28 protein-coding genes are annotated in these 25122 nt (G+C 67.4%); 13 read left to right on the forward strand and 15 right to left on the reverse strand.

All coding sequences use genetic code 11. The features are described from left to right. Positions 1-64: 64 nt before the first annotated feature. Complete coding sequence (gene coaD, locus ACK4HJ_RS00820) at positions 65-565, reverse strand: pantetheine-phosphate adenylyltransferase (protein ID WP_409826814.1); 501 nt, start codon at positions 563-565, stop codon at positions 65-67. A 152-nt stretch (positions 566-717) separates the two neighbouring features. Then, positions 718-1959, reverse strand: coding sequence for a helix-turn-helix transcriptional regulator (locus ACK4HJ_RS00825; protein WP_409826816.1), 1242 nt, complete (start codon positions 1957-1959; stop codon positions 718-720). A gap of 251 nt (positions 1960-2210) precedes the next feature. Here ACK4HJ_RS00825 and ACK4HJ_RS00830 point away from each other — a divergent pair, with 251 nt between their 5' ends. From ACK4HJ_RS00830 to ACK4HJ_RS00860, 7 genes are all read left to right on the forward strand, one after another. Continuing rightward, the gene (locus tag ACK4HJ_RS00830; protein WP_409826818.1) at positions 2211-2615 is read left to right on the forward strand and encodes an IPTL-CTERM sorting domain-containing protein; all 405 of its coding nucleotides are present in this window, start codon (positions 2211-2213) and stop codon (positions 2613-2615) included. A 191-nt stretch (positions 2616-2806) separates the two neighbouring features. Beyond that, the gene (locus tag ACK4HJ_RS00835) at positions 2807-3616 is read left to right on the forward strand and encodes a DUF3667 domain-containing protein (protein WP_409826820.1); all 810 of its coding nucleotides are present in this window, start codon (positions 2807-2809) and stop codon (positions 3614-3616) included. A 135-nt stretch (positions 3617-3751) separates the two neighbouring features. Further along, complete coding sequence (locus ACK4HJ_RS00840) at positions 3752-4924, forward strand: hypothetical protein (protein ID WP_409826822.1); 1173 nt, start codon at positions 3752-3754, stop codon at positions 4922-4924. A 55-nt stretch (positions 4925-4979) separates the two neighbouring features. Further along, positions 4980-6698 carry a TPM domain-containing protein gene (locus ACK4HJ_RS00845; RefSeq protein WP_409826824.1) on the forward strand — a complete coding sequence of 573 codons (1719 nt, stop codon included), beginning with the start codon at positions 4980-4982 and terminating at the stop codon, positions 6696-6698. A gap of 18 nt (positions 6699-6716) precedes the next feature. Beyond that, positions 6717-7037: a hypothetical protein gene (locus ACK4HJ_RS00850; protein WP_409826826.1), complete on the forward strand. Its 321-nt coding sequence runs from the start codon at positions 6717-6719 to the stop codon at positions 7035-7037. Between the two features lie 52 nt (positions 7038-7089). Continuing rightward, the gene (locus ACK4HJ_RS00855; protein WP_409826828.1) at positions 7090-7539 is read left to right on the forward strand and encodes a lysozyme inhibitor LprI family protein; all 450 of its coding nucleotides are present in this window, start codon (positions 7090-7092) and stop codon (positions 7537-7539) included. After that, positions 7536-7946 (forward strand): hypothetical protein, encoded by a 411-nt coding sequence (locus ACK4HJ_RS00860; RefSeq protein ID WP_409826830.1) that lies wholly within the window; start codon positions 7536-7538, stop codon positions 7944-7946. The genes ACK4HJ_RS00855 and ACK4HJ_RS00860 overlap by 4 nt, the downstream gene beginning before the upstream one ends. 143 nt (positions 7947-8089) lie before the next feature. Here the strand turns inward: ACK4HJ_RS00860 and rsmD are convergent, their stop codons facing one another. From rsmD to ACK4HJ_RS00875, 3 genes are read right to left on the reverse strand one after another with little or no spacing between them, the layout of a single operon-like run. After that, entirely contained in the window at positions 8090-8773 is a 684-nt protein-coding gene (gene rsmD / locus ACK4HJ_RS00865; RefSeq protein WP_409826832.1) for a 16S rRNA (guanine(966)-N(2))-methyltransferase RsmD, read from the reverse strand. Continuing rightward, complete coding sequence (locus ACK4HJ_RS00870; RefSeq protein WP_409826834.1) at positions 8770-10119, reverse strand: M16 family metallopeptidase; 1350 nt, start codon at positions 10117-10119, stop codon at positions 8770-8772. The genes rsmD and ACK4HJ_RS00870 overlap by 4 nt, the downstream gene beginning before the upstream one ends. 33 nt (positions 10120-10152) lie before the next feature. Next, entirely contained in the window at positions 10153-11589 is a 1437-nt protein-coding gene (locus tag ACK4HJ_RS00875) for a M16 family metallopeptidase (RefSeq protein ID WP_409826836.1), read from the reverse strand. A gap of 28 nt (positions 11590-11617) precedes the next feature. Between ACK4HJ_RS00875 and ftsY the strand changes: the two genes are divergently transcribed. The 3 genes from ftsY (at position 11618) to ACK4HJ_RS00890 (ending at position 15783) form a co-directional block, all read left to right on the forward strand. After that, positions 11618-13003, forward strand: a complete 1386-nt coding sequence (ftsY, locus tag ACK4HJ_RS00880) for a signal recognition particle-docking protein FtsY (protein ID WP_409826838.1) — start codon at positions 11618-11620, stop codon at positions 13001-13003. A 99-nt stretch (positions 13004-13102) separates the two neighbouring features. Beyond that, positions 13103-15178, forward strand: a complete 2076-nt coding sequence (locus tag ACK4HJ_RS00885) for a diguanylate cyclase domain-containing protein (protein WP_409826840.1) — start codon at positions 13103-13105, stop codon at positions 15176-15178. After that, positions 15121-15783, forward strand: coding sequence for a putative bifunctional diguanylate cyclase/phosphodiesterase (locus ACK4HJ_RS00890; protein ID WP_409826842.1), 663 nt, complete (start codon positions 15121-15123; stop codon positions 15781-15783). The genes ACK4HJ_RS00885 and ACK4HJ_RS00890 overlap by 58 nt, the downstream gene beginning before the upstream one ends. Here the strand turns inward: ACK4HJ_RS00890 and cutA are convergent. Further along, positions 15780-16133, reverse strand: coding sequence for a divalent-cation tolerance protein CutA (gene cutA, locus ACK4HJ_RS00895; RefSeq protein WP_409826844.1), 354 nt, complete (start codon positions 16131-16133; stop codon positions 15780-15782). The two genes, ACK4HJ_RS00890 and cutA, sit on opposite strands and share 4 nt — an antisense overlap. Before the next feature lie 242 nt (positions 16134-16375). Here cutA and rpoH point away from each other — a divergent pair, with 242 nt between their 5' ends. Both rpoH and ACK4HJ_RS00905 read left to right on the forward strand, forming a co-directional pair. Beyond that, the gene (rpoH, locus tag ACK4HJ_RS00900) at positions 16376-17317 is read left to right on the forward strand and encodes an RNA polymerase sigma factor RpoH (protein WP_409826846.1); all 942 of its coding nucleotides are present in this window, start codon (positions 16376-16378) and stop codon (positions 17315-17317) included. A 113-nt stretch (positions 17318-17430) separates the two neighbouring features. Further along, a complete protein-coding gene (locus ACK4HJ_RS00905) occupies positions 17431-18489 on the forward strand; it encodes a Bug family tripartite tricarboxylate transporter substrate binding protein (RefSeq protein WP_409826848.1) in 1059 nt (352 codons plus the stop codon). Positions 18490-18593: 104 nt separating this feature from the next. Here the strand turns inward: ACK4HJ_RS00905 and ACK4HJ_RS00910 are convergent, their stop codons facing one another. From ACK4HJ_RS00910 to ACK4HJ_RS00930, 5 genes are read right to left on the reverse strand one after another with little or no spacing between them, the layout of a single operon-like run. Then, positions 18594-19208, reverse strand: coding sequence for an SCO family protein (locus ACK4HJ_RS00910; protein WP_409826850.1), 615 nt, complete (start codon positions 19206-19208; stop codon positions 18594-18596). A gap of 4 nt (positions 19209-19212) precedes the next feature. Beyond that, positions 19213-20112: a heme o synthase gene (cyoE, locus tag ACK4HJ_RS00915; protein WP_409826852.1), complete on the reverse strand. Its 900-nt coding sequence runs from the start codon at positions 20110-20112 to the stop codon at positions 19213-19215. Continuing rightward, positions 20109-21296, reverse strand: a complete 1188-nt coding sequence (locus ACK4HJ_RS00920) for a COX15/CtaA family protein (protein WP_409827378.1) — start codon at positions 21294-21296, stop codon at positions 20109-20111. Before ACK4HJ_RS00920 ends, cyoE begins: the two co-directional genes overlap by 4 nt. After that, positions 21296-22039, reverse strand: a complete 744-nt coding sequence (locus tag ACK4HJ_RS00925) for an SCO family protein (RefSeq protein WP_409826853.1) — start codon at positions 22037-22039, stop codon at positions 21296-21298. The genes ACK4HJ_RS00920 and ACK4HJ_RS00925 overlap by 1 nt, the downstream gene beginning before the upstream one ends. Then, on the reverse strand, positions 21981-22802 hold the full coding sequence (locus tag ACK4HJ_RS00930; RefSeq protein ID WP_409827380.1) for an SURF1 family protein: 822 nt from the start codon (positions 22800-22802) through the stop codon (positions 21981-21983). The genes ACK4HJ_RS00925 and ACK4HJ_RS00930 overlap by 59 nt, the downstream gene beginning before the upstream one ends. A gap of 27 nt (positions 22803-22829) precedes the next feature. Between ACK4HJ_RS00930 and ACK4HJ_RS00935 the strand changes: the two genes are divergently transcribed. Further along, entirely contained in the window at positions 22830-23060 is a 231-nt protein-coding gene (locus tag ACK4HJ_RS00935) for a twin transmembrane helix small protein (RefSeq protein ID WP_409826855.1), read from the forward strand. A gap of 109 nt (positions 23061-23169) precedes the next feature. Here ACK4HJ_RS00935 and ACK4HJ_RS00940 read toward each other — a convergent pair whose 3' ends face one another. From ACK4HJ_RS00940 to ACK4HJ_RS00955, 4 genes are all read right to left on the reverse strand, one after another. Next, positions 23170-24051, reverse strand: a complete 882-nt coding sequence (locus ACK4HJ_RS00940) for a cytochrome c oxidase subunit 3 (protein WP_409826857.1) — start codon at positions 24049-24051, stop codon at positions 23170-23172. An 83-nt stretch (positions 24052-24134) separates the two neighbouring features. Next, complete coding sequence (locus ACK4HJ_RS00945) at positions 24135-24365, reverse strand: DUF2970 domain-containing protein (RefSeq protein WP_409826859.1); 231 nt, start codon at positions 24363-24365, stop codon at positions 24135-24137. Further along, entirely contained in the window at positions 24362-24991 is a 630-nt protein-coding gene (locus ACK4HJ_RS00950; RefSeq protein WP_409826860.1) for a cytochrome c oxidase assembly protein, read from the reverse strand. Before ACK4HJ_RS00950 ends, ACK4HJ_RS00945 begins: the two co-directional genes overlap by 4 nt. An 18-nt stretch (positions 24992-25009) precedes the next feature. Continuing rightward, positions 25010-25120, reverse strand: coding sequence for a cytochrome oxidase small assembly protein (locus ACK4HJ_RS00955; protein WP_409826862.1), 111 nt, complete (start codon positions 25118-25120; stop codon positions 25010-25012). Between the last annotated feature and the right edge of the window lie 2 nt (positions 25121-25122).

Consider the following 25122-nt stretch of genomic DNA (forward strand, 5'->3'; position numbering starts at 1 on the left):
CTATAATTTTGATAGCTTTCAGCGCCTATGCAGAAAGCGCTAGAGGCATATTTGACTGATATTTTCAGGGCGGCGTGAGGCTGCGCACCTTGGCGGCCAGCCGCGCTTCCACCGAGGGCGAGACGAACTTGGTCACCTCGCCGCCCAGCACGGCGATCTCACGCACAAAGGTGCTGCTGATGAACTGGTACTTGTCGCTGGGGGTGAGGAAAACGGTCTCCACCTGCGGCATCAGGCTGCGGTTCATGCCCGCCAGCTGAAACTCGTAATCAAAGTCGGTCACGGCGCGCAGGCCGCGGACCATGGCCTTGCCGCCGCGCGACACAACAAAGTCGCGCAGCAGGCCCGAGAAGCTTTCGACCTGCACCTGCGGGTAGTTCTTGACCGCCTCGCGCACCATGTCGATGCGCTCTTCCAGCGAGAACAGGGTCTTCTTGTGGTGGCCCGCCGCCACGGCCACGATCACGCGTTCGAACAACTGGGTGGCCCTGCGCACCACGTCTTCATGCCCCAGGGTGATGGGGTCAAAGGTTCCGGGGTACACGGCGAGCACGTTCTGGGCCATGGCTGGTTGTCTCCTCTATGGCGAATGGACGGTGGCCCGGGGACTGAAGCAGGGTCGCGGCCCCGCGGGAGCCCCGCCGGACCGCGTGGGGCGCATTATGCAGTGCACTGCAACATGAACCCGGTGCGGCTGGCCGACGGCCGTCTGGGGCCTCAGACCAGGGGGATGCCCTGCAGCAAAGACGACGGCGCGGCCCCATCCGGCACCTGCCCCGGCGCCAGCAGCATGAGCCGCGCCACCAGCGCCACCAAATCCTGCTGGCGCTGGGTACGCGTCTTGGCCAGCAGCGCGCTCAGCTGCGTACGCACGGTGGTGATGCGCGAGCCGCGCGCGTCGGCAAAATCCTGCGGGGTCTGGCCGCGCATCAAGGCCAGCAGCAGGTCGGCCTCAGTGGGGCTCAAGCGGTAGGCCTGGCGGGCCAGCGCCACGGCGGATTCGGCGCCCAGGCTGCGCTCCAGCACCGCCCAGGCCACGCCCGGTGCGCGCTGGTGCACGCCCAGCGCGGCAAGTTCGCTCACGGGCAGGGTCACCAGCAGAAGCCCGCCGGTCAGTTCCACGCAGCCGCTGCGCCCCGCCAGCGACTGCTGGAACAGCGCGCGCAGCGCCGAATCGGCCGTGCTGGCCAGCACCGGCGCGTGCAGCAGGGTGCGCAAGGCGGCGCTTTGGGGGCGCGTGCTCAGCGCCCGCGCACGGGCATTGGCGTGCAGCAGCCGGCCCGCAGTGTCAAAGAACAGCAGGCCCACGGGCAGCTGCTCCATCAGCGCCTCCACCCCCTGGGTGCGCGCCCGCAGCGCCACCATTTCACGGTGCAGGAAGGCCGCGCGCTGCACGCCGCCAAATTCGGCCTGAAAGCGCGCCACTTCCTCGGGCGCAAAGCCCTCGTCGTCGCCCTGGCGGTAGACCGACATGAACAGGTTGCCGACCGGGTGCGACGCGCCCTGGCTGCCGCCAAACATGCGCGTGCCAATGCCGTATTCACGCAGGAAGTCGCTGTAGATCTCGGTGCGCCGAAAGCCGCGGGTGGCTTGCGCCGGAGCGTCCGTGGCCACCCAGTTGCCCGGTGCCGCACCCAGGCGCGCGCGCTGCGCCATGGCGTCGTCCCACAGCGGGTCTTGCAGGCGGTAGTGCGTGGCGTAGCGCTGCGCGGCTTCCTGCGTGACGCCCATGGCCAGCAGCGCAGGCGCGCCGTCGCTGGACGGCGACTGCAGCCAGTAGTCCACCGAGGGGTGTGCGGCAAACTCCGCCCCCCACTGCGCGAGCTGGTCCAGGTCGCGCGCCAGAAAGGCACCGCCCAGCAGGTCGGCGCGGAAGCTGGCCGCATAGCGGGCCAGCGCATCGCTCCAGCGCGCATCGTCGGCCACGGAGCCCAGTAGATCACCCAGAGCGTGGTGCAAACGAATCCTTTCTTCAATAAAAAAGGCGCGGATCGTAGGTGCCTCCACCTTCCCCGTCATCGTCCATCTGAACGATGTTGCGCCAACGCTGGGTTCCTTCAGGTAGCGGATGTGCAACGGGACGCTGGCTTTCTACATTCGCCTGCGTGTCGCTGTTCGCATAAGCGGGCTGCAAATTCCACTCTATTTTGAATCCAGCAACTATGAATCGTCATCACCGCCCTATCCGCCTGCTTGCCGTCGCATGCACCATGTTGTCAGCAGCAAGCGCCCAAGCCCAATGGGCCACCGTCAATACCGTCAGCAATCCACCCGGCGCGTTCACCATTACCTGCACTGATTTCCCGATCCCCTCCGCCGAGCAAACCTGTGCCATTACGCCTCCGCCGTCAGCGCCCGGCGCCACCGTCCAAGGCAATTGCGGCGGCAACGTCCGACAGCCCGATGACCCGGCCCAGCCGAACACCTGGTTGTACCTGGTGGGGCCCAGGCCATTGAACCCGCCCACGGCCACCTGCACGCTAACGGTGAACTCCCCAGCGACCGCCGGCAGCGCCACCGCCATCCCCACCCTGAGCGAATGGGGTCTGATCGTGATGTCGCTGCTGGCAGCGGGCTGGGGCTTGGTGGCGGTGCGTCGCCGCAACGAAATGTAGGTATTTTGGCCTCCAGCGCTTATCCAGCATTCGCTAGCAGCTATTACAAATATAGCAATCACTTTCCGCACGGCGCTCTGCTGCCGAGCGCTGCATCGTTCACCTGAACGATGGCAACGGGCCGCGGGCGGCCTACCATCCGCAGCCCGCTGGACTGCTTGATGGCCCGCTCGTGCGCCGCTCCTCTCTTTGTGACCTCCGCCCCGCCTCCCGCCATACAGCCGGCGCCCGCCGCCATCAGCGACGCCCTGTTCGACACCCCTCACTGCCTGAACTGCGGCGCCGTGCTCTCCGGCCCTTTCTGCGCGCAATGTGGGCAGAAGAAAGCCGCGCGCATGGGCGGCAGCACCGTGCGCAAGGAAGCCTGGGCGCGCTTTCGGTGGTTTGAGTGGGCAGCCATCCGCAACGCGCTGCGCGTGCTGCCGCAGCCAGGCACCATGGCGCGCGAATATGTGCTGGGCCAGCGCAAGGAGCACCCGCACCCGCTCACGCTGCTGTTCCTGTGCATCGGCTTTTTGCTGATCGTGCTCGGGCACACGGAGTACCTGCGGCCCGATCTGCCCAGCGAGGCCGCGCAACGCATGTATGCGCTGGTCACTGGGTATTCGAAATGGTCGTTCTCGCTGGGGGCGGCGGCCGCGTTTGCCAGCACCTGGCTGGTCTTTCGGCGCCGGGGCTACAACATGGCCGAGCTGCTGGCGCTGGCTCTGTACTGCCAGGCTGTGTTCATCGCGCTGCAGATGTTGAACCAGCTGCCGTTGGTAGTGGCGCATTCGCCGGGGCTCCTCAAGTGGCACAAGCAGTGGTCGCCCTGGTACATGACGGCGCTGCAGACGCTGATGTTCATGTTGGCGCAGCGGCAGTTCTTCCTGCTCGACCTGCGCCGCGACGCGGGGTGGCTGCTGTTGGCCGGTGCGCTGTTTGCGGGCCTCAAGTGGCAAGCCACCCAGTTGTATGCGCGCGCGGTGGTGGAGCTGGTGCTGTGGCAGATGGCCGGCTGAACCGTGAACCAGTTCACAGAACCTTGTCGGCGGCCCGCCACATCCTTCACCTGAATGATGCTGCCGGGGCGGCAAGGCCCCTACGATCCGCCGCAGTTCAACACGCGCAGCGAGGAGCCCCATTTGACTGGTCCAGTGACCGCCCCCCAGCACCTGGGCATTCCCGGATTTGACGCCCTGATGGCCGAAAGCCTGGAGGCCCTGGGCGAGCCCGGCATGGTGGAGCGCCTGCTGCGCCGCCTGGGCGAGGCGCTGGGCAGCAACAAGGTGGTGCTGTTCTGCCCCCTGCCCGGCTCGGATGACCCGCTGGCCGCCTACCAGTGGGGCATGCCCGACGATTTTCTGGCGCGCTACGCTCAGTTGATACAGGGCTGCGACGCCTGGAGTGCGGCTCTGGAGCGGCAGCAGGACGCGGCGCTGTCGCGCGGCGGATCGCTAAGCCAGCAACTGGTGGGAACGGCCGCGCTGCGCAAGGGCGCGTTTTATGCCGACTACCTCCTCCCCCTGGGCATCGACGCCATGGTCAACAGCATCGTGGAGGCATCACCCGAGGTCGGCATGCACGTGCTGGCGATGTACAACGACCTGGGCCAGAGCGAGTTCACACGCGAACAATTCGCCCGCCTGCGTGCCGCCACACCGTGGGTACGCGGCCTCATGCGCGCACAGCGCCGCCTGCAGCAGGCCCAGCGCCACACCACCGCCCTGGAGCGCACGCTAGACCAGCTGCCCCTGGGCGTGATGCACGTCAACCGCCGCGGCGACGTGCGCTACCTGAACGAAAACGCCCGCGCCTGGCTGGGCATTGAAGACGCCTGCCGCATCCTGCTGCGCGGCGCCCAGGGCTGGCAGGCGCGACAGCCGCAGCAGCTGGGCCAAATCCACCCCGCGCTGGTGCCGCTGCTGGGTGCCAGCCTGACCACCCAGATTCCCGTCTCCGCCCGCCTGCAGCCCCAGCACGCAGGAGCACCCGCCACGCTGGTGGCGCTGGCCGCACCGCTGCGCGGGGCTGGCGCGGGCCAGGCAGCTGGCGAGCCGCTGGCCCAGTTTGTCCTGGTGCCCGAAACGCCTCCGCACGCGGGCGCCACGGTGTCGGTGTGCAGCGCGCTGTATGGCCTGACGCCCGCCGAAGCGGCCCTGCTGCCCCTGCTGCTGCAGGGCATGACGCCGCGCGAAATGGCCGACAACCGCCAGGTGAAGATGCCCACGGTGCGATCGCAACTGGCCAGCCTGTACGCCAAGACCGGCACGCGGGGCCAAGCCGAACTGGCCCAGCGCGTGCTGCGGGTAGCTGCACTGGTCGCCTGACCCCTCTTTTTTCTCTTCGCAATCGCTTTGAACGCCGCATGAAAGGCCCCTGCCCATGAAGAACCTTCGCTCTCCCCTCCCGCTGCGCCCCGTCACGCTGGCCTGCTGCGCGCTCATCGGCCTGGCCGCCGGAGGCCTGGCCATGGCCCAGAAGACCGCCGCCACCGCCAAGCCCAGCAAGGCCCAGCTGGTGGCCGAGCTGGCCGCCACGCTGCAGGCCTGCTCGTACGACGGCAGCCCGTTGGCGTTCTCGCCGCCCGACCTGTCCAAGGGCGGCGGCACCGGCAAGCAGGTGGTGGCCGAGATCATGAAATACACCGGCCTGCCCGCCAACTTTGTGGTGGTGGAGGGCAAGGTGCCCAACGCAGCCGCCGTGATCATGCAGGGCCCCGACCAGGTGCCGCGCCGCGTGATTGCCTACAACCCCGCCTTCATGGGCCAGGTGATTGAGGCCACCAAGTCCAACAACTGGGCGCCCGTGAGCATCATGGCGCACGAGATCGGGCACCACCTCTCGGGCCACACCATCGTGCCCGGCGGCAGCCAGCCGCCCATCGAGCTGGAGTCCGACAAATTCAGCGGCTTTGTGCTCTACAAGATGGGCGCGCCGCTGGCCGACGCCCAGCGCGCCATCGCCACGCTGATCCCCGAGAAGGACGGCGAAACCCACCCCGGCCGCAGAAAGCGCCTGGCCGCCATCGAGGCAGGCTGGAAGGAAGCCTGCGAACTGCAGGGCGGCGGGCCACAGTGCTCCGGCGGGCTGCCGGTGCGCACAGCGGCGGCAGCGCCCGCTGCGCCATCGCCAGCACAGACACCTGCCACACCGGTGGCCAAGGCCCCGGCACCCACGGCTGCGCCAACCCCCACGCCAACCGCCCCTGCGGCCAAGGCGCCAGCCCCGGCCCTGACTGCTGCCGCTGCCGAAACCCTGCCCAAGGCCGATGTGGCCGCCATCCCGTCCAAGGGCACACAGTTCATCTACGACGAGTTCGGCATCCTGGACCCGGCCATCCGCGCGCAGTTTGAAAAGCAGATGTACGAACACGCGCAGGCCACGGGCGTGGAGATCGTCACCCTGCTGGTGAAGGACCTGGACGGTAAAAGCGCCGAGGACTATGCGCACGCCATGCTGCGCCAACTGCGCGTGGGCAAGCTGGACGTGGGCAACGGCGCCGTGCTGGTGGTGGCGCCCGAGCAGAACCAGGCCGCCGCGGTGCTGGGCTCTGGCGTGGCGCTGGAGATGGGCAGCCACGACAAGACCGAGCAGCTCAAGCGCTGGATGAACACCGCCTGGGCGCTGTGCAAGAAAAAGAATGCCTGCGGCACCTGGACCGAAAACCTGATGCTGGCGGCCGACCACATCCGCCGCGACACCCGCCACGCCGACTGGACCATCGCCTACCAGTCGCTGGGCGACATCCAAAAGGCCGACGCCGCGGAAAACGGCAAGGTTACCGACCCCAAGCAAAGCAAGGTGTGGCGCAAGATCGTGCGCCTGTCGGGCACGGTGGAAAGCGTGAACCCACCCGCCGGCAACAAGGCCGCCTGGGTCAACGACGCCAAGGTCAAAAACGGCATGCAGCCCGTGCTGATGCGCAGCACCGAAGGCCTGACCACGATGCTCTACGTGGACCCGCGGACCGCCGCCCTGCAGCCTGGCGGCAAACTGGAGCCGGGCAAGACCTACACCGTGATCGCGCGCGCGGCCGGCCTGTCGTGGAACCCCAAGGACACGCAGTCGCTGGACGTGCTGAGCTACAGCATCACCGAGTAAGCCGGAGGCCTGCATCACATGTCTCCCCCTACCGGATCGATGCTGCTGGCCGGCGGCGCCAACCTGCTGCTGGCCGCTGCCTGGATGTTTGGCGCGCTGATCGGCAGCAACGGCATGGACGGCCAGCGCGGCGGCGTCTTCCTGGCCGGCATGGCGCTGGCGCTGGCCTTGCTGTGGGCTGGCAGCCTGGTGCTGGCGCGCAGCTTGACCGGGTGGGGCCTGGCGCGCGACTGGCATGTGGCCGTGTGTGTGGTGCTGGGCGCGCTCATCGCCGTGGCCGCGTGGGTGGCGCTGGCCTTTGCCGCGACGGTGGTGATGGCCATGGTGGCGAGCCGTTGAGCCCCGCCCGCCCACCTGTCGCAGCCCCTCTCAACCGATGACGAAAACCCGCATGACGACCTTCCCACAACCCACCGCAGCCGCAGCCCTGCTTGTGGCCTGGGCCCTGGCCGGACAAGCCCATGCCGCCGAACATTTCTGCGGCCGCGCCACGGCCCATCCCATCGACAAAACCCTGGCCGCCGCGGCCGAGCGCAGCGGCGGCGTGACGGCGGACCTGCTCGACGCCCAGTCTGCCGCCTACGCTGCGTGGGACAAGGAGCTCAACCGCATCTACGCCCAGGCACTGAAGGCCGCCGGCCCCGCGCGGCGCGACACCCTGCGCGCCGCGCAGCGCGCATGGCTGGCGTTTGATGCCGCCCAGCACCAGTGGGACATGGCGCTGTTTGCCGACCAGGGCAGCTCGGCCGCGCTGAATGTGGGCGGCGCTGCACTGGAGCGCCGCCGCGCCCGCGTGTGCAAGCTGGGCGACGACCTGGACAGCCTGAAGGACTCGCCATGATGCGCCGCCAGGTGGTGCGCGCATTGCCCTGGCTGGCCCTGGCCGTGCCCGCCACATGGGCGCTCGCCCAGGCCCCGGGTGATGGCAAGGTGTGGCTGCGCGTGCGCAACGACAGTACCGAGGCTTTCACCCACGTCTGGCAAGGCCTGCCGCAACAGGGCACGGATGTGGACCTGGGCCCGCTGCGGCCGGGCGACACCAGCCGCTGGCATGCACTGCCACCCGTGCTGGCCCACTACCGCAAGACGCGCATCCAGATCGGCCAGCGCCAGCTGACGCACGTGACCGACACCGCCTTCCCCGGTGGGCAAGCCACGCTGGCGCCCGGGCGCTACACCTTGATTTACACGCTGGAGGGTGGCGCGCTGCGGCTCATGGTGGTCTCTGAAGACGCAGCCGCACGGTGATGCGCAGCCCGATCTGCTAGCTCAGATAGCTATAAAAACAATAGCTATCAGCGCTTTCTTGATAAGCGCTAGAGCACTTTTCATTCAAAAATCTCCCAGTCCAAGAGGGCGCCCGGCGTGGCGTGGGAAGCCGCCGCCTGGGGTCAGCCGCGCTTCAGCAGGTGCGCGTGCACCGCGCCAGCCTTCAGGTGCCGGTACAGCACGAGACCGGTTTCGGCCAATTCCGCGTCTGCCCAGGCGCGGGGTGCCTCAAGGTAGATGAAACCCTCCGCCGTCACGGCCTTGGCAGCGGCGTGCAAGGCGGGGGCAAACAGGTCGCCGTCAAACGGCGGATCGATCAGCACCAGGTCCAGGCTGGCGGGTGCGGCCTGCTTCAGCGCGGCCACGCCGTCGCCGCGCTGGATGCGCACGGCGCTCGCCTTCAGCTTGGCCTGCAGCACCTGCAGCTGGGCAACCAAGGCGGCGTCGCTTTCCACCAGCTGCACCGATGCCGCGCCGCGCGACGCGGCCTCCAGCCCCAGCGCGCCCGTACCCGCAAACGCGTCCAGGCAGCGCCAGCCCGCAAGGTCTTGTCCCAGCCAGTTGAACAGGGTTTCGCGCACGCGGTCGGGCGTGGGGCGCAGGCCGGGGCGCTGGGCCACGGGCAGGCGGGTACGCTTCCACTGCCCGCCGATGATGCGGATTTCGCCCGCGCCCTTGGGGGCTGCTGCGGCGGCGGGTTTGTCCTTGGCGCCCTTTTTGGGCGCCACGGGGGGTGCCGCTGCCGCCGCCTGCGCCTTGCGGATTTCGGCCGTGATGGCGCTGCCGCGCAGGCTCGACCGGCTCATGGCTGCTTGCCCCCCACTACCACGGTCACCATGCGGTCGGGCTGCAGCTTTTTGGCCATGGCGCGGCGCACGTCAGCCACCGTCAGGGCTTCGACCTTCTTCGTCCACTGGTCCAGGTAGTCCAGCGGCAGGTCGTTCCAGGCGATGTTGGCCACGTTGCCCAGCAGCTTTTTGTTGCTGTCTATGCGCAGCGCAAAGCCGCCGATGAGGTTGTCCTTGGCGGCGCGCAGCTCGGCCTCGGTGGGGCCTTCGGCCACAAAGCGGGCGATCACGTCGCGCGAGACCTGCACGGCCTGCGCCGCCTGGTCGGGCCGCGTCTGCAGGCCCACGGTGAAGGCGCCAGCGTGCAGGCCCGCCGCAAAGTAGCTGTACACGCTGTACGACAGGCCACGCTTCTCGCGTACCTCATTGGTCAGGCGTGACACGAACCCGCCGCCGCCCAGAATGTGGTTGCCCACCAGCAGCGCGAGGAAGTCCGGGTCCTTGCGCTGAAAGCCGGGCTGGCCGATGAGCACATGGGCCTGGGCCGAGGCGAAGGGGATGTTCCGCTCGGCAGGTGCCGAGAGCGCATCGATCTCGCTCACGGGCGGCAGCGGCGCGCAGCCGGTGGTGGCGGGCAGGCGCGACAGCAATGTGGCCACCAGCGTCTGCGCCTGCGGTCGCGACACGGCGCCCACGATGCTGACCTTGGCGCGGCAGGCGCCGATGTGCTGGCTGTGGAAGGCCTGCATGTCGGCCACGCTGATGCGGGCCAGGGTCTCTTCGGTGGTGCGCACGCCGTACGGGTGGCTGCCGTACACGGCCGTGCCAAACGCGTGGGCCGCGACGGTGGAGGGGCGGGTCAGCGATTCCTTGATGCTGGCGCTCCAGCGCGCGCGGTCGCGCTGCCACACGTCGGCCGGAAAGCTGGGCTCGCCGATCTGGCGCGCGGCCAGGCGGGCGGCCTTGTCGAGCAGCGGCGGGTCGGTCAGCGACCGCAGCGAATATTGCAGTCGGTCGTTGTCGGCCGCGGCCTCAAAGCTGGCGCCCAGGTCGGCCCAGGCCTCGCCCAGGCCGTTTTCGTCCAGCGCGGGCTCGTCGCCCAGCGCCTTCACGCCCTTGCTGGCCATGTTGGCCACCGCGCTGGCTAGGCCCGACTGGCCCGCCGGGTCGCGGCGCGTGCCGCCGTCAAAGTCGATCTGCACGTCCACCATGGGGATCACGGGGCTTTCGACCAGGTACACCTTGGCGCCGCTCGGCTCCGTCCAGTGCTGAATGGGCAGCAACGCCCAGGCAGAATTTGAGTAAAAAACCACTCCAGCGCTTATCAGCAAAGCGCGAGCAGCTATCTTTTTAATAGTATTCATGACAAATAGGGGACTGCGCAAGACAGGTTCGGTTCAGTGGCGGGCCGCACCGGGCGCGGGCTGCGCGCGGGGGGGCCGGGGGGCGTCCAGCGGCTGGGGCAGCAGCGTGGCCACGGTGAGCTGGTCGTCACCAAAATACTTGGCGGCAACGGCCTGCACCTGCGCCGGTGTCACGGTGCGCAGCAGGGCCAGCAGGCGCTCGTTGGCATCCAGCGGAAAGCCCTGCACCCAGTTGCCGCCCAGCTCCTGCGCCTGGCTCATCACCGAGTCGCGCTCATACACGGTGGAGGCGATCCATTGGGTCTTCACGCGGTTCAGCTCGGCCTCGCTCACGCCCTCGTTCGCCACCCGGGTCACCTCGGCGCGCAGCGCGTCTTCCACCTGCTGGGCGGTCTTGCCGGCCGCAGGCACGCCACTCAACATGAACAGGCTGGGCCCGCGCCCCGTCACCATCGCGCCGCTGCTGGCGCTGTCGGCCACACGGTTGTCGCCCTGGGTCAGGGCGCGGTCCAGCCGCGCGCCGTCGTAGCCGTTGAAAACGGCCGACAGCACCATCAGCGCCAGTGCGTCGCGGTCCGCGTCGGTGAGGTTCTCCACCCGCTGCAAGCTGGGCGCACGAAAGGCCAACGCCACATAGGCCTGCTCGGCCGGGGCCTTGACGGCGATGCGGCGCAGGCCTTTCTGCTCGGGCTCGGTGCGGGGCTTGCGCGCGGGCAATGCGTGGGCCGGCAGGCTGCCGTAGTACTTCTCGGCCAGGGCACGCACTTTGGCTACGTCCACATCGCCAGCCACCACCACGGCGGCGTTGGTGGGCGTGTACCACTGGCGGTAGAAGGCGCGCACGTCCTCGGGCGTCATGGCGTCCAGGTCGCTCATCCACCCCACGATGGGGCGGCGGTAAGGCGACGCAATGAAAGTGGTGGCAAAGAGCTGCTCGGCCAGCATGGCACGGGGCTGGTCTTCGGTGCGCAGGCGGCGCTCTTCCTTGACGACTTCGATCTCTTTCTTGAACTCTTCGTCAGGCCAGTGGCTGTTGGCAAACCGGTCCGATTCAAGCTTCATCACATCTTCGAGCCGGTTGGACGGAATCTGCTGGTAGTAGCCCGTGTAGTCGCGGCTGGTGAAGGCGTTTTCGCGTCCGCCCAGGGCCGCCACACGGCGCGAGAACTCGCCCGGCGGCAGCGTCTTGGTGCCCTTGAACAGCATGTGCTCCAGCACGTGGGCCACGCCGGTCACGCCGTCCACCTCATCCATGGAGCCTACGCGCACCCAGACCATGTGCACCGCAGTGGGCGCGCGCCGGTCGGGCTGCACGATGAGCTGCATGCCGTTCTTGAGCGTGAACTGCTGCGCGCCCGAGGCGGTGGGGGCAGGCTGGGCAGCGGGTGGAACAACCGGCGTGGTGGTCGCAAGGACACCCCCGGACGAGAAGCAGGCCAGCAGGGCCAGAAGGGTGAAGGCGCGTTTCATAGAATGGGGTGATTCTAAGAACCCGCCAATGTTCAGTTTTTTCAAGAAAAAGCCCACCCCCGAGACCACCCCGGCCCCGGACACCGCCCCCCCGTTGACGCCCGAGGCCCCCCCTGCCGCACGCGCGCCCCAGGCACCTGCAGCCCTGCCTCCTGCAGCCGCAGCACCGGCACCCTCGGCCTTTGGCTGGCTGAAGAATCCGTTTGGCACCAAACCCGCCGAGCCCGCGCCTGTGGCGGAGCCGCCCCCGGCACCGGCGGCGCTCCCAGTCCCCGCATCCGTCCCCGCATCCGTCCCCGCTTCGGTGTCCGCGCCTGTCGCTGCGCCTGCACCTGTGCCCGTGGCTCCCGCCACGCCTCCTGCGCCAGCCCCCGTTACACCCGCACCCGGCCCGGCACCGGCGCCCTACGTAGCCACGCCGGTGACGCTGCCCCCCGTACATGCGCCCATGCCTGCCGCGCCGGTCCCGGCGGCCGCTCCGGTCTCGGCCGCGCCGGCCACCGCGCCCGCCCCCGAACGCAAGGGCTGGCTGGACCGCCTGAAAAGCGGCCTGCGCAAGACGGGCACCAGCATCACCACCGTCTTCACCGGCACGCAGATCGACGACGCGCTGTATGAAGAGCTGGAAGAAGCCCTGCTCATGGCCGACACCGGCGTGAAGGCCACCACCCACCTGCTGGCCGACCTGAAACGCCGCGTGAAGGAAGCCAAGGCCACCGACCCCGCCGCCGTGAAGGGCCTGCTGGCCGACGCGCTGGCCGACCTGCTGCGCCCGCTGGAGAAGCCACTGGTCATTGGCGAATACACGCCCACCGTGATCATGGTGGCGGGCGTCAACGGCGCGGGCAAGACCACCTCCATCGGCAAGCTCACCAAGCACCTCGCGGATGAAGGCGCGGCCGTGCTGCTGGCCGCCGCCGATACCTTCCGCGCCGCTGCGCGCGAGCAGCTCGGTGTCTGGGCGGACCGAAACACGGTGGAGATCGTGAGCCAGGAAGGCGGCGACCCTGCCGCCGTGAGCTTTGACGCCGTGACGGCCGGCAAGGCGCGCAGCAAGGATGTGGTGCTGGTGGACACGGCGGGCCGCCTTCCCACGCAGCTGCATCTGATGGAAGAGCTGAAGAAGATCCGCCGCGTGGTGACCAAGGCCGACGCCACGGCCCCACACGAGGTGCTGCTGGTTATCGACGGCAACACCGGCCAGAACGCGCTGGCCCAGGTGCGCGCGTTTGACGACGCGCTGCAGCTTACCGGCCTGATCGTGACCAAGCTGGACGGCACGGCCAAGGGCGGCGTGCTGGCCGCCATTGCGCAGGAGCGCCCCGTGCCGGTGTATTTCATCGGCGTGGGCGAGAAGCTGGAAGACCTGGAAACCTTCAACGCGCGCGAGTTCGCCCAAGCGTTGCTCGCATAGTCACCGGGGCCCTGCCCCGCCCCCCCGCGAATTTCACATTTACGGAATCGGGCAATTCCCCCATGATGGCCTTTCGGACCGCCCCGTACCGAAAGGCCCATGTTCATCGAACTCGTCAAAGGCGTGGCACTGCTGCTGGCCCTGTGCTTTCTGCACGGGGTCAACATCCGCGTGTGGCGCCAGCGCCCGCGCGTGGGACAGGTGTTTTCGGGCATCCTGTTCGGCGGCATCTGCGTGGTGGGCATGCTGACGCCGGTGGTGCTGATGCCGGGCGTCATCTTCGACGCGCGCTCGGTCGTGCTCAGCATGGCGGGCCTGTTTGGCGGACCCGTGGTGGCCGGCATTGCTGCTGCCATGGCCATTGCGGGCCGGCTGTGGCTGGGTGGCGCGGGGATGGAGGTGGGCGTGATGGTGATCACGCTATGCACGGTGATGGGCCTGGCGTATCGCGAGGGGCGCGCCCGCGGATGGCTGGGTGTTGAGCCCCTGCCGCTGGCGTTTTTTGGACTGCTGCTGCACACGGCCGTGATCGGGCTGTTCCAGTTGCTGCCCCCGGCGACCGTAGTGCGCGTCAACGAAACCCTGGCGCTGCCCTTTCTGCTCACCTTCACCCCCGCTACGGTGGTGCTGGGCCTGCTGCTGCGCGACGTGGAGGCGCGCCTGGCCACGGAGGTGGCGCTCAAGGACACGGCAGCGCGGCTGCACGCCATCACGCACGCCATCCCCGACGTCCTGCTGGTGCTGGACGCCAACGGCCGCTATGTGGAGGTGCTGTCGCCTGACGACGACGCCCTGGTGGCCAGCGCCAGCCAGCTCGTCGGCAAGCGCCTGCACGACGTGCTGCCGCACGACCAGGCAGAGCGGTTCATGGCACTGATCCGCGACACGCTGCGGTCGGGCCAGACCCACAGCATCGAGTACGAGATCACCACACGCGCGGGCCTGCGGCACTTTGAAGGGCGCGCCCAGCCGCTGGCTGCGCGCGTGGGCGGCCAGGCAGCCGTCGTCTTTCTCGCGCGCGACTGCACGCAACGCAGGCAGGCCGAGAGCGCGCTGCGCGAGTCGGAGCTGCGCTTCCGGTCGCTGCTGCGCAACATCCCGTCCATCTCCGTGCAGGGCTACTTGCGCGACGGCACCACGAGCTACTGGAACAAGGCGTCCGAGCAGCTGTACGGCTACCCCGCCGAGGAGGCCCTGGGAAGCAACCTGCTGGAGCTCATCATCCCGCCGCCCATGCGCGATGCGGTGCGCACACATGTCGAGCACATGTTTGCCACGGGCGAGGTGATCCCCGCGGGCGAGCTGCAGCTGCAGCGCAAGGACGGGTCGCTGGTGCATGTGTTTTCCAGCCATGCCTACATCCACGTTCCCGGCCACCCGCCCGAGATGTTCTGCATCGACATCGACATCTCCGGCCGCAAGGCGGCTGAGGAAGAGGCGCGCTACCTCGCGTTCTACGACGCGCTCACCCAGCTGCCCAACCGCCGGCTGCTGGTGGACCGGCTGCAGCAGGTGCTGGCAAACAGCGCCCGCTCCGGCCTCACGGTGGCCGTGCTGTTTGTGGACCTGGACAACTTCAAGACGCTGAACGATTCGCGCGGCCACGAGGTCGGCGACCTGCTGCTCACGGAGGTGGCGCGGCGCCTGCGCGACTGCGTGCGTGAGCAGGACACCGTGGCGCGCCTGGGCGGCGACGAATTTGTGGTGGTGCTGCAAAACCTGAGCGGCGACCCGTCCGAAGCCGCCGCCCTGACCCGCACGCTGGGCGAGCTGCTTCTGGCGCAGTTGCGCCAGCCCTATGACCTGGCGGGCCATGAACACCACTTCACAGCCAGCATCGGCGTGACGCTGCTGCGCGACCACAGCGACACGGTGGATGAAGTGCTCAAGCAGGCCGACATGGCCATGTACCGTGCAAAGGACGCCGGCCGCAACACGCTGCGCTTCTTCGACCCCGACATGCAGCAGGCCGTGAACCGCCGCGCGCTTCTGGAGGCCGAGCTGCACAACGGTCTGCGGCAATCGCAGTTTCTGCTGCTCTACCAGCCACAGGTGGACGCCGAAGGCCGCGTGGTGGCCGCCGAGGCGCTGGTGCGCTGGTGCGCTGGCAGCACCCCGTGCAAGGCGTGGTTCCGCCGTCGGAATTCATCCCGCTGGCCGAGGAGACGGGACTGATCCTGCCGCTGGGGCGCTGGGTGATGGAAACCGCGCTGCGCCAGCAAGCCCAGTGGCGGCTGGACCCGTCCCTGGCGCACCTGGGCCTGTCCATCAACGTGAGCGCCCGCCAGTTTCTGCAGGACGATTTTGTGCAGCAGGTGCGACAGGCCTTGCTCCACACCGGCGCCGAGCCCGCGCGCATCAAGCTGGAGCTGACCGAGAGCCTGCTGCTGGACAACGTGGACCACGTGGTTACCACACTGCTGGCCCTGCGCACGCATGGGCTGGGCTTCTCGCTGGACGACTTCGGCACGGGCTATTCGTCGCTGAGCTACCTCAAGCGCCTGCCGCTGGACCAGATCAAGATCGACCAGGGCTTTGTGCGCGACGTGCTGCTGGACCCGAGCGACGCGGCCATCGCGCGGTCCATCATCGCGCTGGCAGACAGCCTGGGGCTGGACGTGATTGCCGAGGGTGTGGAGACCGAGGCGCACCTGGACTTCTTGCGCACCCATGGCTGCCGCACGTTTCAGGGCTACCTCTTTGGACGGCCGCTGCCGCTGGCGGACTTTGAGCAGATGGCCCGCACGGCGCCTGCCCGCGGAGCGCCGGGCGCGGCTTAAGCGTGCAACGCCACCGCCGCATCCGCCATTTGCGCGTCCACCCATCCGCCGTATTCGGCAGAAGCCTGCACGGGCTGCACCACCAGTTGCGGCAGCGTGTAGGGGTGCTGCGCCCGAACCAGCGCCAGCAGGGCTGGCACCGCTCTGGGCATGGTCTTGCAGACCACGCGCACCTCGCGGTCCTCCTGCAAGGCGCCCTGCCAGCGAAAGTACGCGGTGATGGGCTCCACCTGCACGCAAGCCGCCAGCCGCGCCTGCAGCACCGCCTGCGCCAGCCGACGGGCTTCGGCTTCGGTGGCCACGGTGGTGGTGACCAAATGGATCTCGCGGACGGCGGTGGGCTCGGTCATGCGCTGCTCCCGAAGGCTGTGGGCTGCGCAGTCTGCCACAGGGAGTGACGCAAGGCCATAGAAAGAACGCCCAGGAAAACTATGATTTTTATAGCTGTCAGCGCATACCCACAAAGCGCTAGAACCTATTTTTAATCAATATTTTCCCGGTGATTTGTCCTACAGATACCAGGGAACTCCGTCCTTAGCACTCAATCACAGAGAGTGCTAATATTCACGGCTTAGAGGAAAGGATTCCCGGAATGAACATTCAATCTGGAACCGCAACGACCACGCTGGCGCCCGCCAACCCCTGGGCGCTGGTGCCCCCGCTGGGCAATCTGGACGCCTACATCTCAGCCGTCAACCGCCTGCCCCTGCTCACCCACGAAGAAGAGCAGACCTACGCACGCCAACTCAAGGATTCGCACGACCTGGACGCCGCAGGGCGGCTGGTGATGTCGCACCTGCGCCTGGTGGTGTCCATTTCCCGCCAATACCTGGGCTATGGCCTGCCCCATGGCGACCTTATCCAGGAAGGCAACGTGGGCCTGATGAAGGCCGTCAAGCGCTTCGACCCCGACCAGGGCGTGCGCCTGGTGAGCTACGCCATGCACTGGATCAAGGCCGAGATCCACGAATACATTCTGAAGAACTGGCGCATGGTCAAGGTGGCCACCACCAAGGCCCAGCGCAAGCTGTTCTTCAACCTGCGCTCGATGAAACAGGGCTTCAAGGCCGACGCAGCAGCAGCTGATGCCGCCACGCACCGCGACACGCTGTCGGATCACGAGATCGACGCCGTGGCTGCGCAGCTGAACGTGAAGCGCGAAGAAGTGATCGAGATGGAAACCCGCATGTCGGGTGGCGATGTGCTGCTGGACCCAGCGCCGTCAGACGACGGTGAACAGGCCTTTGGCCCCATCGCCTACCTGGCCGATGCCTCGCACGAACCGACGGCCATGATCGAGTCGCGCCAGCGGGATTCGCTCGCCACCGACGGCATTGCCACGGCGCTGGACAGCCTGGACGATCGCAGCCGTCGCATCGTGGAAGAGCGCTGGCTCAAGGTCAACGACGATGGCAGCGGCGGCATGACGCTGCACGAGCTGGCGGCCGTGTACGGCGTGAGCGCCGAGCGCATTCGCCAGATCGAAGTGGCCGCGATGAAGAAGATGAAGAAGGCGCTGGCTGAGTACGCCTGACGAGGCGGCGCGGGGGCGCGTTAATATCCCTCCTTGTGCAGAAGTTGCCGTGCAGGCCCCAACTCTGGGGCCTGCTTCATTTTGGCCCGTACATTTTTGGAGGAGATCCATCCATGCCCCGTCCGTCGTCCCCCCGTTCGACCTCCCGCAACCTCTCGCGCCGCGCCGCCGTGCTGGTTGCGCTGGCAGCCGCGTCCCCATGGGCCCTGGCGCAGAACAACGCGCGCCCGGCCGCCGGTGCGGCAGCCACCACCGCCGCGCAGGCCTGGCCCACCAAGCCGCTCAAGATCATCGTGGGCTTCCCGGCCGGCACGTCGCCCGACCTGACGGCCCGCACCTTCTCGGAGCCACTGTCCAAGGCGCTGGGCCAGCCCGTGATCGTGGAGAACAGGGTGGGTGCAGGCGGCAACATCGGCGCTGACGCCGTGGCCAAGGCCCGCGACGACCACACCATCGGCCTGATGATCAACGGCAACATGACGATTGCCAAGCTGCTGAACCCGGCCGTGCCCTACGACCCCCTCAAGGACCTGGCCCCGCTGAGCCTGATCGGCACGTCGCCCCTGGTGCTGACGGCGCCCGTAAGCCAGCCCGGCGTGCCCGCCAACACCGATGCGCGCGACTTTTTTGTGGCCGCCCGCAACGCTGGCGACAAGTGGAGCTATGGCACGCCCGGCGTGGGCACCGTGGGCCACATCGGCACCGAGCTGCTCAAGTCCCGCAGCAACATCAACCCCGTGCATGTGCCGTACCCCGGCTACCCCCAGGTCGCCAATGCGATGCTGGGCGGCCAGCTGCAAATGGCGCTGATGCCGCCGGCACTGGCGCAGGCGCAGGTGCGCGCCGGAAAGCTGCGAGCGATCGGCGTCACGTCCGCCGGCCGCAGCCCGCTGGCGCCCGACATCCCGAGCCTGTCCGAGGCAGGTATCCGCGGGTTTGACCTGGAGATCTGGAACGCCTTTGCCGCGCCGTCCACCATGCCCAAGCCCATTCAGGCCAAGCTGGCGGCGCTGATCGGCGAGATAGCCCGCAGCCAGGATGTGCGTGGGAAGCTGTTCCAGCAAGGCTGGCAGGTGGCCGGTACGTCGCCAGAAGGCTTGGCCAACCGCATCAAGGCCGACACCAGCCTGCTGGGCGGCGTGATCGCGATGCGCGGCATCAAGGCGGAATAAGCCCTGGCGGCGCCTTGCGCCGCCAGGCAGTGAATCCGGGCCCGGTCCATGGACCTGATCCGGGTTTTTTGTTTCGGGTGCGGGGCGTGCCCCCGCCGCGTTGCTCAGCCAGCTTCGGCCAGCAGCACCTTCACGTCCGCCGCCAGCGCCTGCGCGCCGCTGCCGTAGCGGTTGTACACACGCAACCGCCCGGCGGTGTCGTACACGTAGCTGCCTGCGGAGTGGTCCATGGTGTAGCTGGTGGGTGTCTTGCCTTCGACCTTCTTGTAGTAGATCTTGAAGTCCTTGGCGACGGCGGCAAGCTGCTCTGGCGACCCGCGCAAGGCCAGAAAGCTGGGGTCGAAGTTCGCCATGTAGGCCTTGAGCACTTCGGGCGTGTCGCGTTCCGGGTCCACCGTCACGAAGATGCCCTGCAGGCGGTCGCCATCCTTGCCCAGGATCTGTTTGACCTCGGCCAGCTCCTGCATGGAGGTGGGGCACACGTCCGGGCACTGCGTGAAGCCGAAGAACACCACCACCACCTTGCCGGCGAAGTCCTTGATGTGGCGCTGCTGGCCGTTGTGGTCGGTGAGCGGCAGATCGCGCGCGTACTCGGCGCCCGTGATGTCCACGCCGCGGAATTCGGCCTTTTTCTCGGTACAAGCACTAAAAATGCCTGTAGCGCTTATGGATAAAGCGCTGACAGCTATCGTTTTCAGAGCATTTCTTTTGTTCAGCATGGGATCAGTACACGTAGTGGTCCACCAGCAGCGCCGCAAACAGCACGCTCAGGTGGATGAGTGAAAAGCGGAAGGTCTTGCGGGCCAGCGCGTCCGAGTAGTTGCGCCACAGCGCAAAGCCGTAGCCGCAAAAGCCGGCGCTCAGCACCACGGCCGCAGCCAAGTAGATCCATGAGCTCATGCCATAAACAAATGGCATCAGGCAGCCGGCAAACAGAATGAGGGTGTACAGAAAAACCTGCAGCCGCGTGAACTCGTTGCCATGCGTGACAGGCAGCATGGGCAGGCCGGACTTGCGGTAGTCCTCCACGCGGTACAGCGCCAGCGCCCAGAAGTGCGGGGGCGTCCACAGGAAGATGATGAGGAACAGGATCAGCGCCTCGGGCCCCACGTCGTTCGTCATCGCGGCCCAGCCCAGCACGGGCGGCATGGCGCCGGACGCCCCACCGATCACGATGTTCTGCGGCGTGAGGGGCTTGAGGATCACGGTGTAGACCACTGCGTAGCCGACGAACGTGGCGAAGGTGAGCCACATGGTGAGCGGGTTGACGGCGAAGTACAGCAGGGCCGAACCCGCGCCACACAGCACGGCCGAGAACAGCAGGGTCTGCGCATTGGACAGCTCGCCTTTGGCCGTGGGGCGCCATGCGGTGCGCTTCATTTTGGCGTCGATGCCCTGCTCCACGATGCAGTTGAACGCGGCGGCGGCACCCGCCACCAGCCACACGCCCACACAGGCCAGTGCCATCAGGCCCAACTGGGCTGTAGTCGGGAGGCCGGGCACCGCGAGCACCATGCCAATCAGTGCGCAGAACACGATGAGCTGCACCACGCGCGGCTTGGTCAGCGCGTAGAACTGCCGCAAGCGCGACGGCGGGACAACCAGGGCGGGGGCAACACTCATGCGGATACTCTCGATGCGCCGGTCGGCGCGGAAATCTCTCGGGGCGACTTGGCGGCGGTGCGGCTGGCCACCAGGGCCCAGGTCAGCACCACTACCATGGCCGCAGCACCGCCGGTGTGAAGCACCGCGGCTACCAGCGGCCAGCCCAGCACCACGTTGGACAGGCCTGTCACCAGTTGCGCCGCCGTGAGCGCCAGCAGCCAGGCAGCCTGCGCCTGCAGCACGGCGGCGCGGCGCAGCCGCCACACCAGCGCGAGCAGTGCCGCGAGCACCACATAGGCCATGAGGCGGTGCGTGTAGTGAATGGCTGTGAGGCCAGCGAAACTGATGTGGCTGCCGTCCTGCAGCATGCCCAGTTGGCGCCACACCTGAAAACCCTGCCCGAAGTCCATGGGCGGCCACCAGCTGCCCTGGCAGGTGGGGAAGGTGGTGCAGGCCAGCACGGCATAGTTGGTGCTGACCCAGCCACCCAGCACCACCTGCGCAGCCACCAGCACGCCCGTCCAGACCATGCCGGCACGCAGTGCGGGCGCAATGCGCACCGGTTGGCGGCCCTGCGCCCAGTGACTGTGCCGCACGGCCTGCACGCACAGCAGCCCCAGCAACACCAGCCCGCCGATCAGGTGCAGCGTGACGATGGCGGGGAAGAGCTTCATGGTGACCGTGAGGGCACCAAACGCTCCCTGCAGGCACACCCAGAACAGCGTGAAGGTGGGCCACCAGGGGCTGATGGGCGGCGCCTCGTCGGCCCCGGCCTGGCGCGCGCGGCGATGCTGCACCCACGACGACACCGTGATCACGATGATGAGCACGCCCACGCCAGTGGCCAGGTAGCGGTGGATCATCTCCACCCAGGCCTTGCTGTGTGTGACCGGGCCGGTGGGCATTGCCTCCTGGGCGGCGGCGATTTCAGCGCGGGCGCCCACGGGGCTGGCGCTGCCGTAGCAGCCCGGCCAGTCGGGGCAGCCCAGGCCGGAATCGGTCAGGCGCGTGAAGGCGCCAAACAGCACCAGGTCGAAGGTGAGAAACAGCGTGAGCACGGTGAGCGCCTGCAGGCGTCGCACCGGCGAGCTGCGGCGGTTGCGCAGCCACACCCAGGCCAGCGGCCCGAGGGCGATGACCACGCCCAGCAGCATGAGCCGCGCGAGCGGTGCCAGGTCGTAAAGAGGCTGGGTACTTTCCATCATGGCTTTGCAGGCCGGCCGGCCTCGTCCCACGAGGACGAGGCGCGCAGGAGGCGCTCCAGATCGCGTTTGGCCTTGGCCGCGCCGCCAGAGTCCATGGCGGCCGGAAACCGCATCATCCAGTTGCCCATCGGGTCCACCACATAGAGGTGGTCTGGCAGGGCGTGGCCCGCCGCAGGAGTGAGCCAACCTGCCAGATCGGCCGGGTCCATCCGCAGCACCGTGGCCTTTTGCACGGCCGTGGCCAAGGCTGGGGGGGGCGTAGCCGAGTCGTTCACCAGCCAGACCCAATCGAGGCGGTCTTTTTCTCTACCGAGGCTCTCGCGCAGCTGGCGTTGCAGGTACAGGTGCTTTTGGCAGGTGGCATCGCAGGCACCCCCGCCCACGCTCACCAACAGCCACTGGCCCTTGAGGGACGACAGCGGCACCGCCGAGCCGTCAAGCGCGGTGGCGGTCCGCTCCGGCAGGGTGCGCTGCGGGTCGATGAGCTCGCCGTAGTTGCGCCGGCCTTCGGGCCGAATGACGTAGTAGGTGAAGTACGAAGCGATCACCGGCGCGGCGCACACGGCCAGAACCGCCAGCATCTTCCAGCGCCCATGGCGGGTGCGCTGGGCGGACGCCACCGCATCGCCTGCGGACGGCAGGGTGTGCACTGTCAGTCCCAGCGGGTGGTCTGCCTGCGCTTCAGGCGGCAGGCTGGCTGCGCGGGCGAATGAACCGTCGGACGATTTGGAACCAGACATAAAGAAGTGCAATCAGGCCGCAGAGCCCGAACCATTGAAATGCGTAACCGTAGTGTTTGTCGACGCCTGCACCCACCACGGGCCAGTCGCGGAGCAGGCCATCGCCGGTCGGGCCTGCGGGGTCGGTCTGCAGCACCGTCAGGCTGGAAAGCGCCAGCCCTGTCTCGGCGCGAAAAGCTGCCAGGTCGAGATTTTGCCGGATGCGCGAAGACCCCTCTGCGCTGTGGCCCCCCTGGAACTCGTACAGCCGCGACGGTGCAGCCGCCACCCGGCCCTGCACGCGCACCGGCCCCACGGGAGTGGACACCGGGGGCAGTTGCGTGCGGTCCTGAAAATTGCGCGGTATCCATCCGCGCTGCACCATCACCACGTCGGCCCGCCCCTGCAACTGCAGCGGCGTGAGCACGAAGAAGCCGGGCCGGCCCTGCATCTGGCGGTTGTCCAGAAACACCGTGTGGTCCGCGAGCCAGTGCCCTTCCAAGCTGACCTGACGGTGCACGAGATTGGGGGCGTGTGGTGAGACCTCCGCATCGGTAGGCGGCGCACCCATTGGCCCTTGCTGCTCCTTCGCAGCCTCCAACAGCTCGTCTGCGCCCACCGCAGGCAGGCGCGTCCGCGTGTCCAGCGTGGCCTGCAGCGCCTGCTTTTCAGCGGCGCGCGACAGCTGCCAGCGGCCCAGGGACGCGGTGATGGCCATGGCGGCCAGCGCCGCCGCGGTGATCAGCCAGAACCGCAGTCCCACACGGGAAGCAGACGGGGGTATGGATGGGCTCACGGGATAATGCGCTCCATGAAATATCTCGTTGTGTTGGCGTTCATCGGCATCCTGGCCAGCTTGGGCTCCGCCCTGTTCTTCATGATGCGCAGGGGCAAAAGCGACACGGACGACAAGGCCAAGGGCAGCCACATGGCCCGGGCCCTGGCGGTGCGCGTTGGGCTGTCCATCGTACTGTTCCTGTGCATTCTGGTCGCCTGGCAACTGGGCTACATCCAGCCCACGGGACTGCCGGCGTCCCGCTAAGCGTTCAGCCAGCAGCGCTGACGCGAGTACGCCACGCCCGCCCCTTGCGCTCGCCACACGCAACAAAAAAGCGCCTGGCGGCGCTTTTTTGTTGATGCCGAGGGGTCGGTTACATCCAGTACACCAGCACGTACAGGCCCAGCCACACCACGTCCACAAAGTGCCAGTACCAGGCCGCGCCTTCAAAGCCGAAATGCTTGTCAGCCGTGAAGTGCCCCTTCTGCAGGCGCAGCGTGATCACCAGCAGCATGAGCATGCCCAGGAACACATGGAAGCCGTGGAAACCGGTCAGCATGAAGAAGGTGGAGCCGAACACGCCCGAGTTGAGCTTGAGGTTCAAGTCGGTGTAGAGGTGGTAGTACTCATAGCCCTGCACCAGCAGGAAGACAAAGCCCAGCAGTACCGTGGCCCACATGAAGGCGATGGTCTTGCCTCGGTGGTTTTCGCGCAGGGCGTGGTGGGCAATGGTCAGGGTCACGCCCGACGTCAGCAGCAACGCCGTGTTGATGGTTGGCAGCCAGAAGGGGCCCACAGTCTGGAATGGCTCCACGATGCCTGCGGGCGACGCGGTGGCGCCAGCCACCACGCTGGGCCACACGGCTTTGAAGTCGGGCCAGAGCAACGCGTTGTCCAGGCTGCCTAGTGCAGGCACCGAGTGCGACCGAGCCCACCACAGGGCCGTGAAGAACGCACCGAAGAACATCACTTCGGAGAAGATGAACCAGCTCATGCTCCAGCGGTAGGAGAGCTCGATCTTGTGCCCATACAGGCCGCCTTCGCTCTCACGCACGGCATCGCCAAACCACTGGTACAGCGTGAACAGCCACCACACCAGGCCCAAAGCCAGGGAATACTTGCCCCAGTCGTGCCCGTTGATCCACTGGCCAGCGCCCAGGATGACAAAGAACAGGCCGGCGGCCGCCATCACCGGATGGCGCGACTCGGCCGGCACGTAGTAGTAAGGGGTTCCGCCGTGGGTTGATGCACTCATTTCAGCTCCTGAATCTCAAATCTTTTGTTTTCAGCGTTGTTTGGCTACGTCTGTCTGTCTGTATGCCTGGCCGTTTCCCAACCTCACACCACCCAGTTGACCAGCCCGATCAGGCCGACCACCAGCAGAAAAACCGCCACCAGCCCCACCACGATGATATGCAGCGGGTTGAGGCTTTCCACATCTTTCTGGTACTCGCTGCCCTTGCGCAAGCCCACCAGCGACCACGCCACCGCACGAACCGTGCGCAGTAGTGAGCCTTTGCGCTGGTGCGGCTTGGTCATTGCAGGATCATCGGCGGGCGAGCGGGTCATGTGCCGGCTCCATTCACCATGATGGCGCGTTCGGTGGGCGCGACCGCGGTGGACTCCGGCGCAACCGGCGTCTTGCCACCCACTTCAAAGAAGGTATACGACAGCGTGATCGTGGTCACGTCCTTCGACAGACGCGGGTCGATCACGAAGGCCACGGGCCATTCTTTCTTCTCGCCGGGCTCGAGTACATACTGGTTGAAGCAGAAGCACTCCAGCTTGTTGAAATGTGCCGCAGCCTGGCGGGGCGCGTAGCTAGGGATCGCCTGTGCGGCCATGCGGCGGTTCTGGATGTTCTGGAACTCGTACATCACCGTCGTCAGCTCGCCGGGGTGCACCTGCACCGAGCGCTGCGCGGGCTTGAAGTCCCAGGGACCGCGCGCGTTGGCGTCGAATTCGACCGTGATGGTCCGGCTCCTGTCCACCTGCGTATTGGCGGGCACCTTGACATCTCTACCCGCCACGCCGTTGCCCGGCACCTGCCGCTCGGAGAGCGACAGGATGTTGATGCCCGTCATCTCACAAATGTGCTTGTAGATGGGAATCAGCACATAGCCGAAGGCGAACATGCCAGCCGCAATCACGACCAGCTTGCCGACCATCTTGGCGTTTTCGCGGCGCAGGCTCATGGCAGGTGGGGCCTCAGCTCAGCGGGAGAGAAAGAACACCTTGGCCATGAACCCGACGAAGAACACCGCCGCAATCGACGCCAGGATCAGCGCCATCCGCAGGTTGCTCTTTTTTTGCTCGGGTGTCATGC

Source organism: Acidovorax sp. (genome assembly GCF_046294525.1).
Taxonomy (GTDB): domain Bacteria; phylum Pseudomonadota; class Gammaproteobacteria; order Burkholderiales; family Burkholderiaceae_C; genus Acidovorax.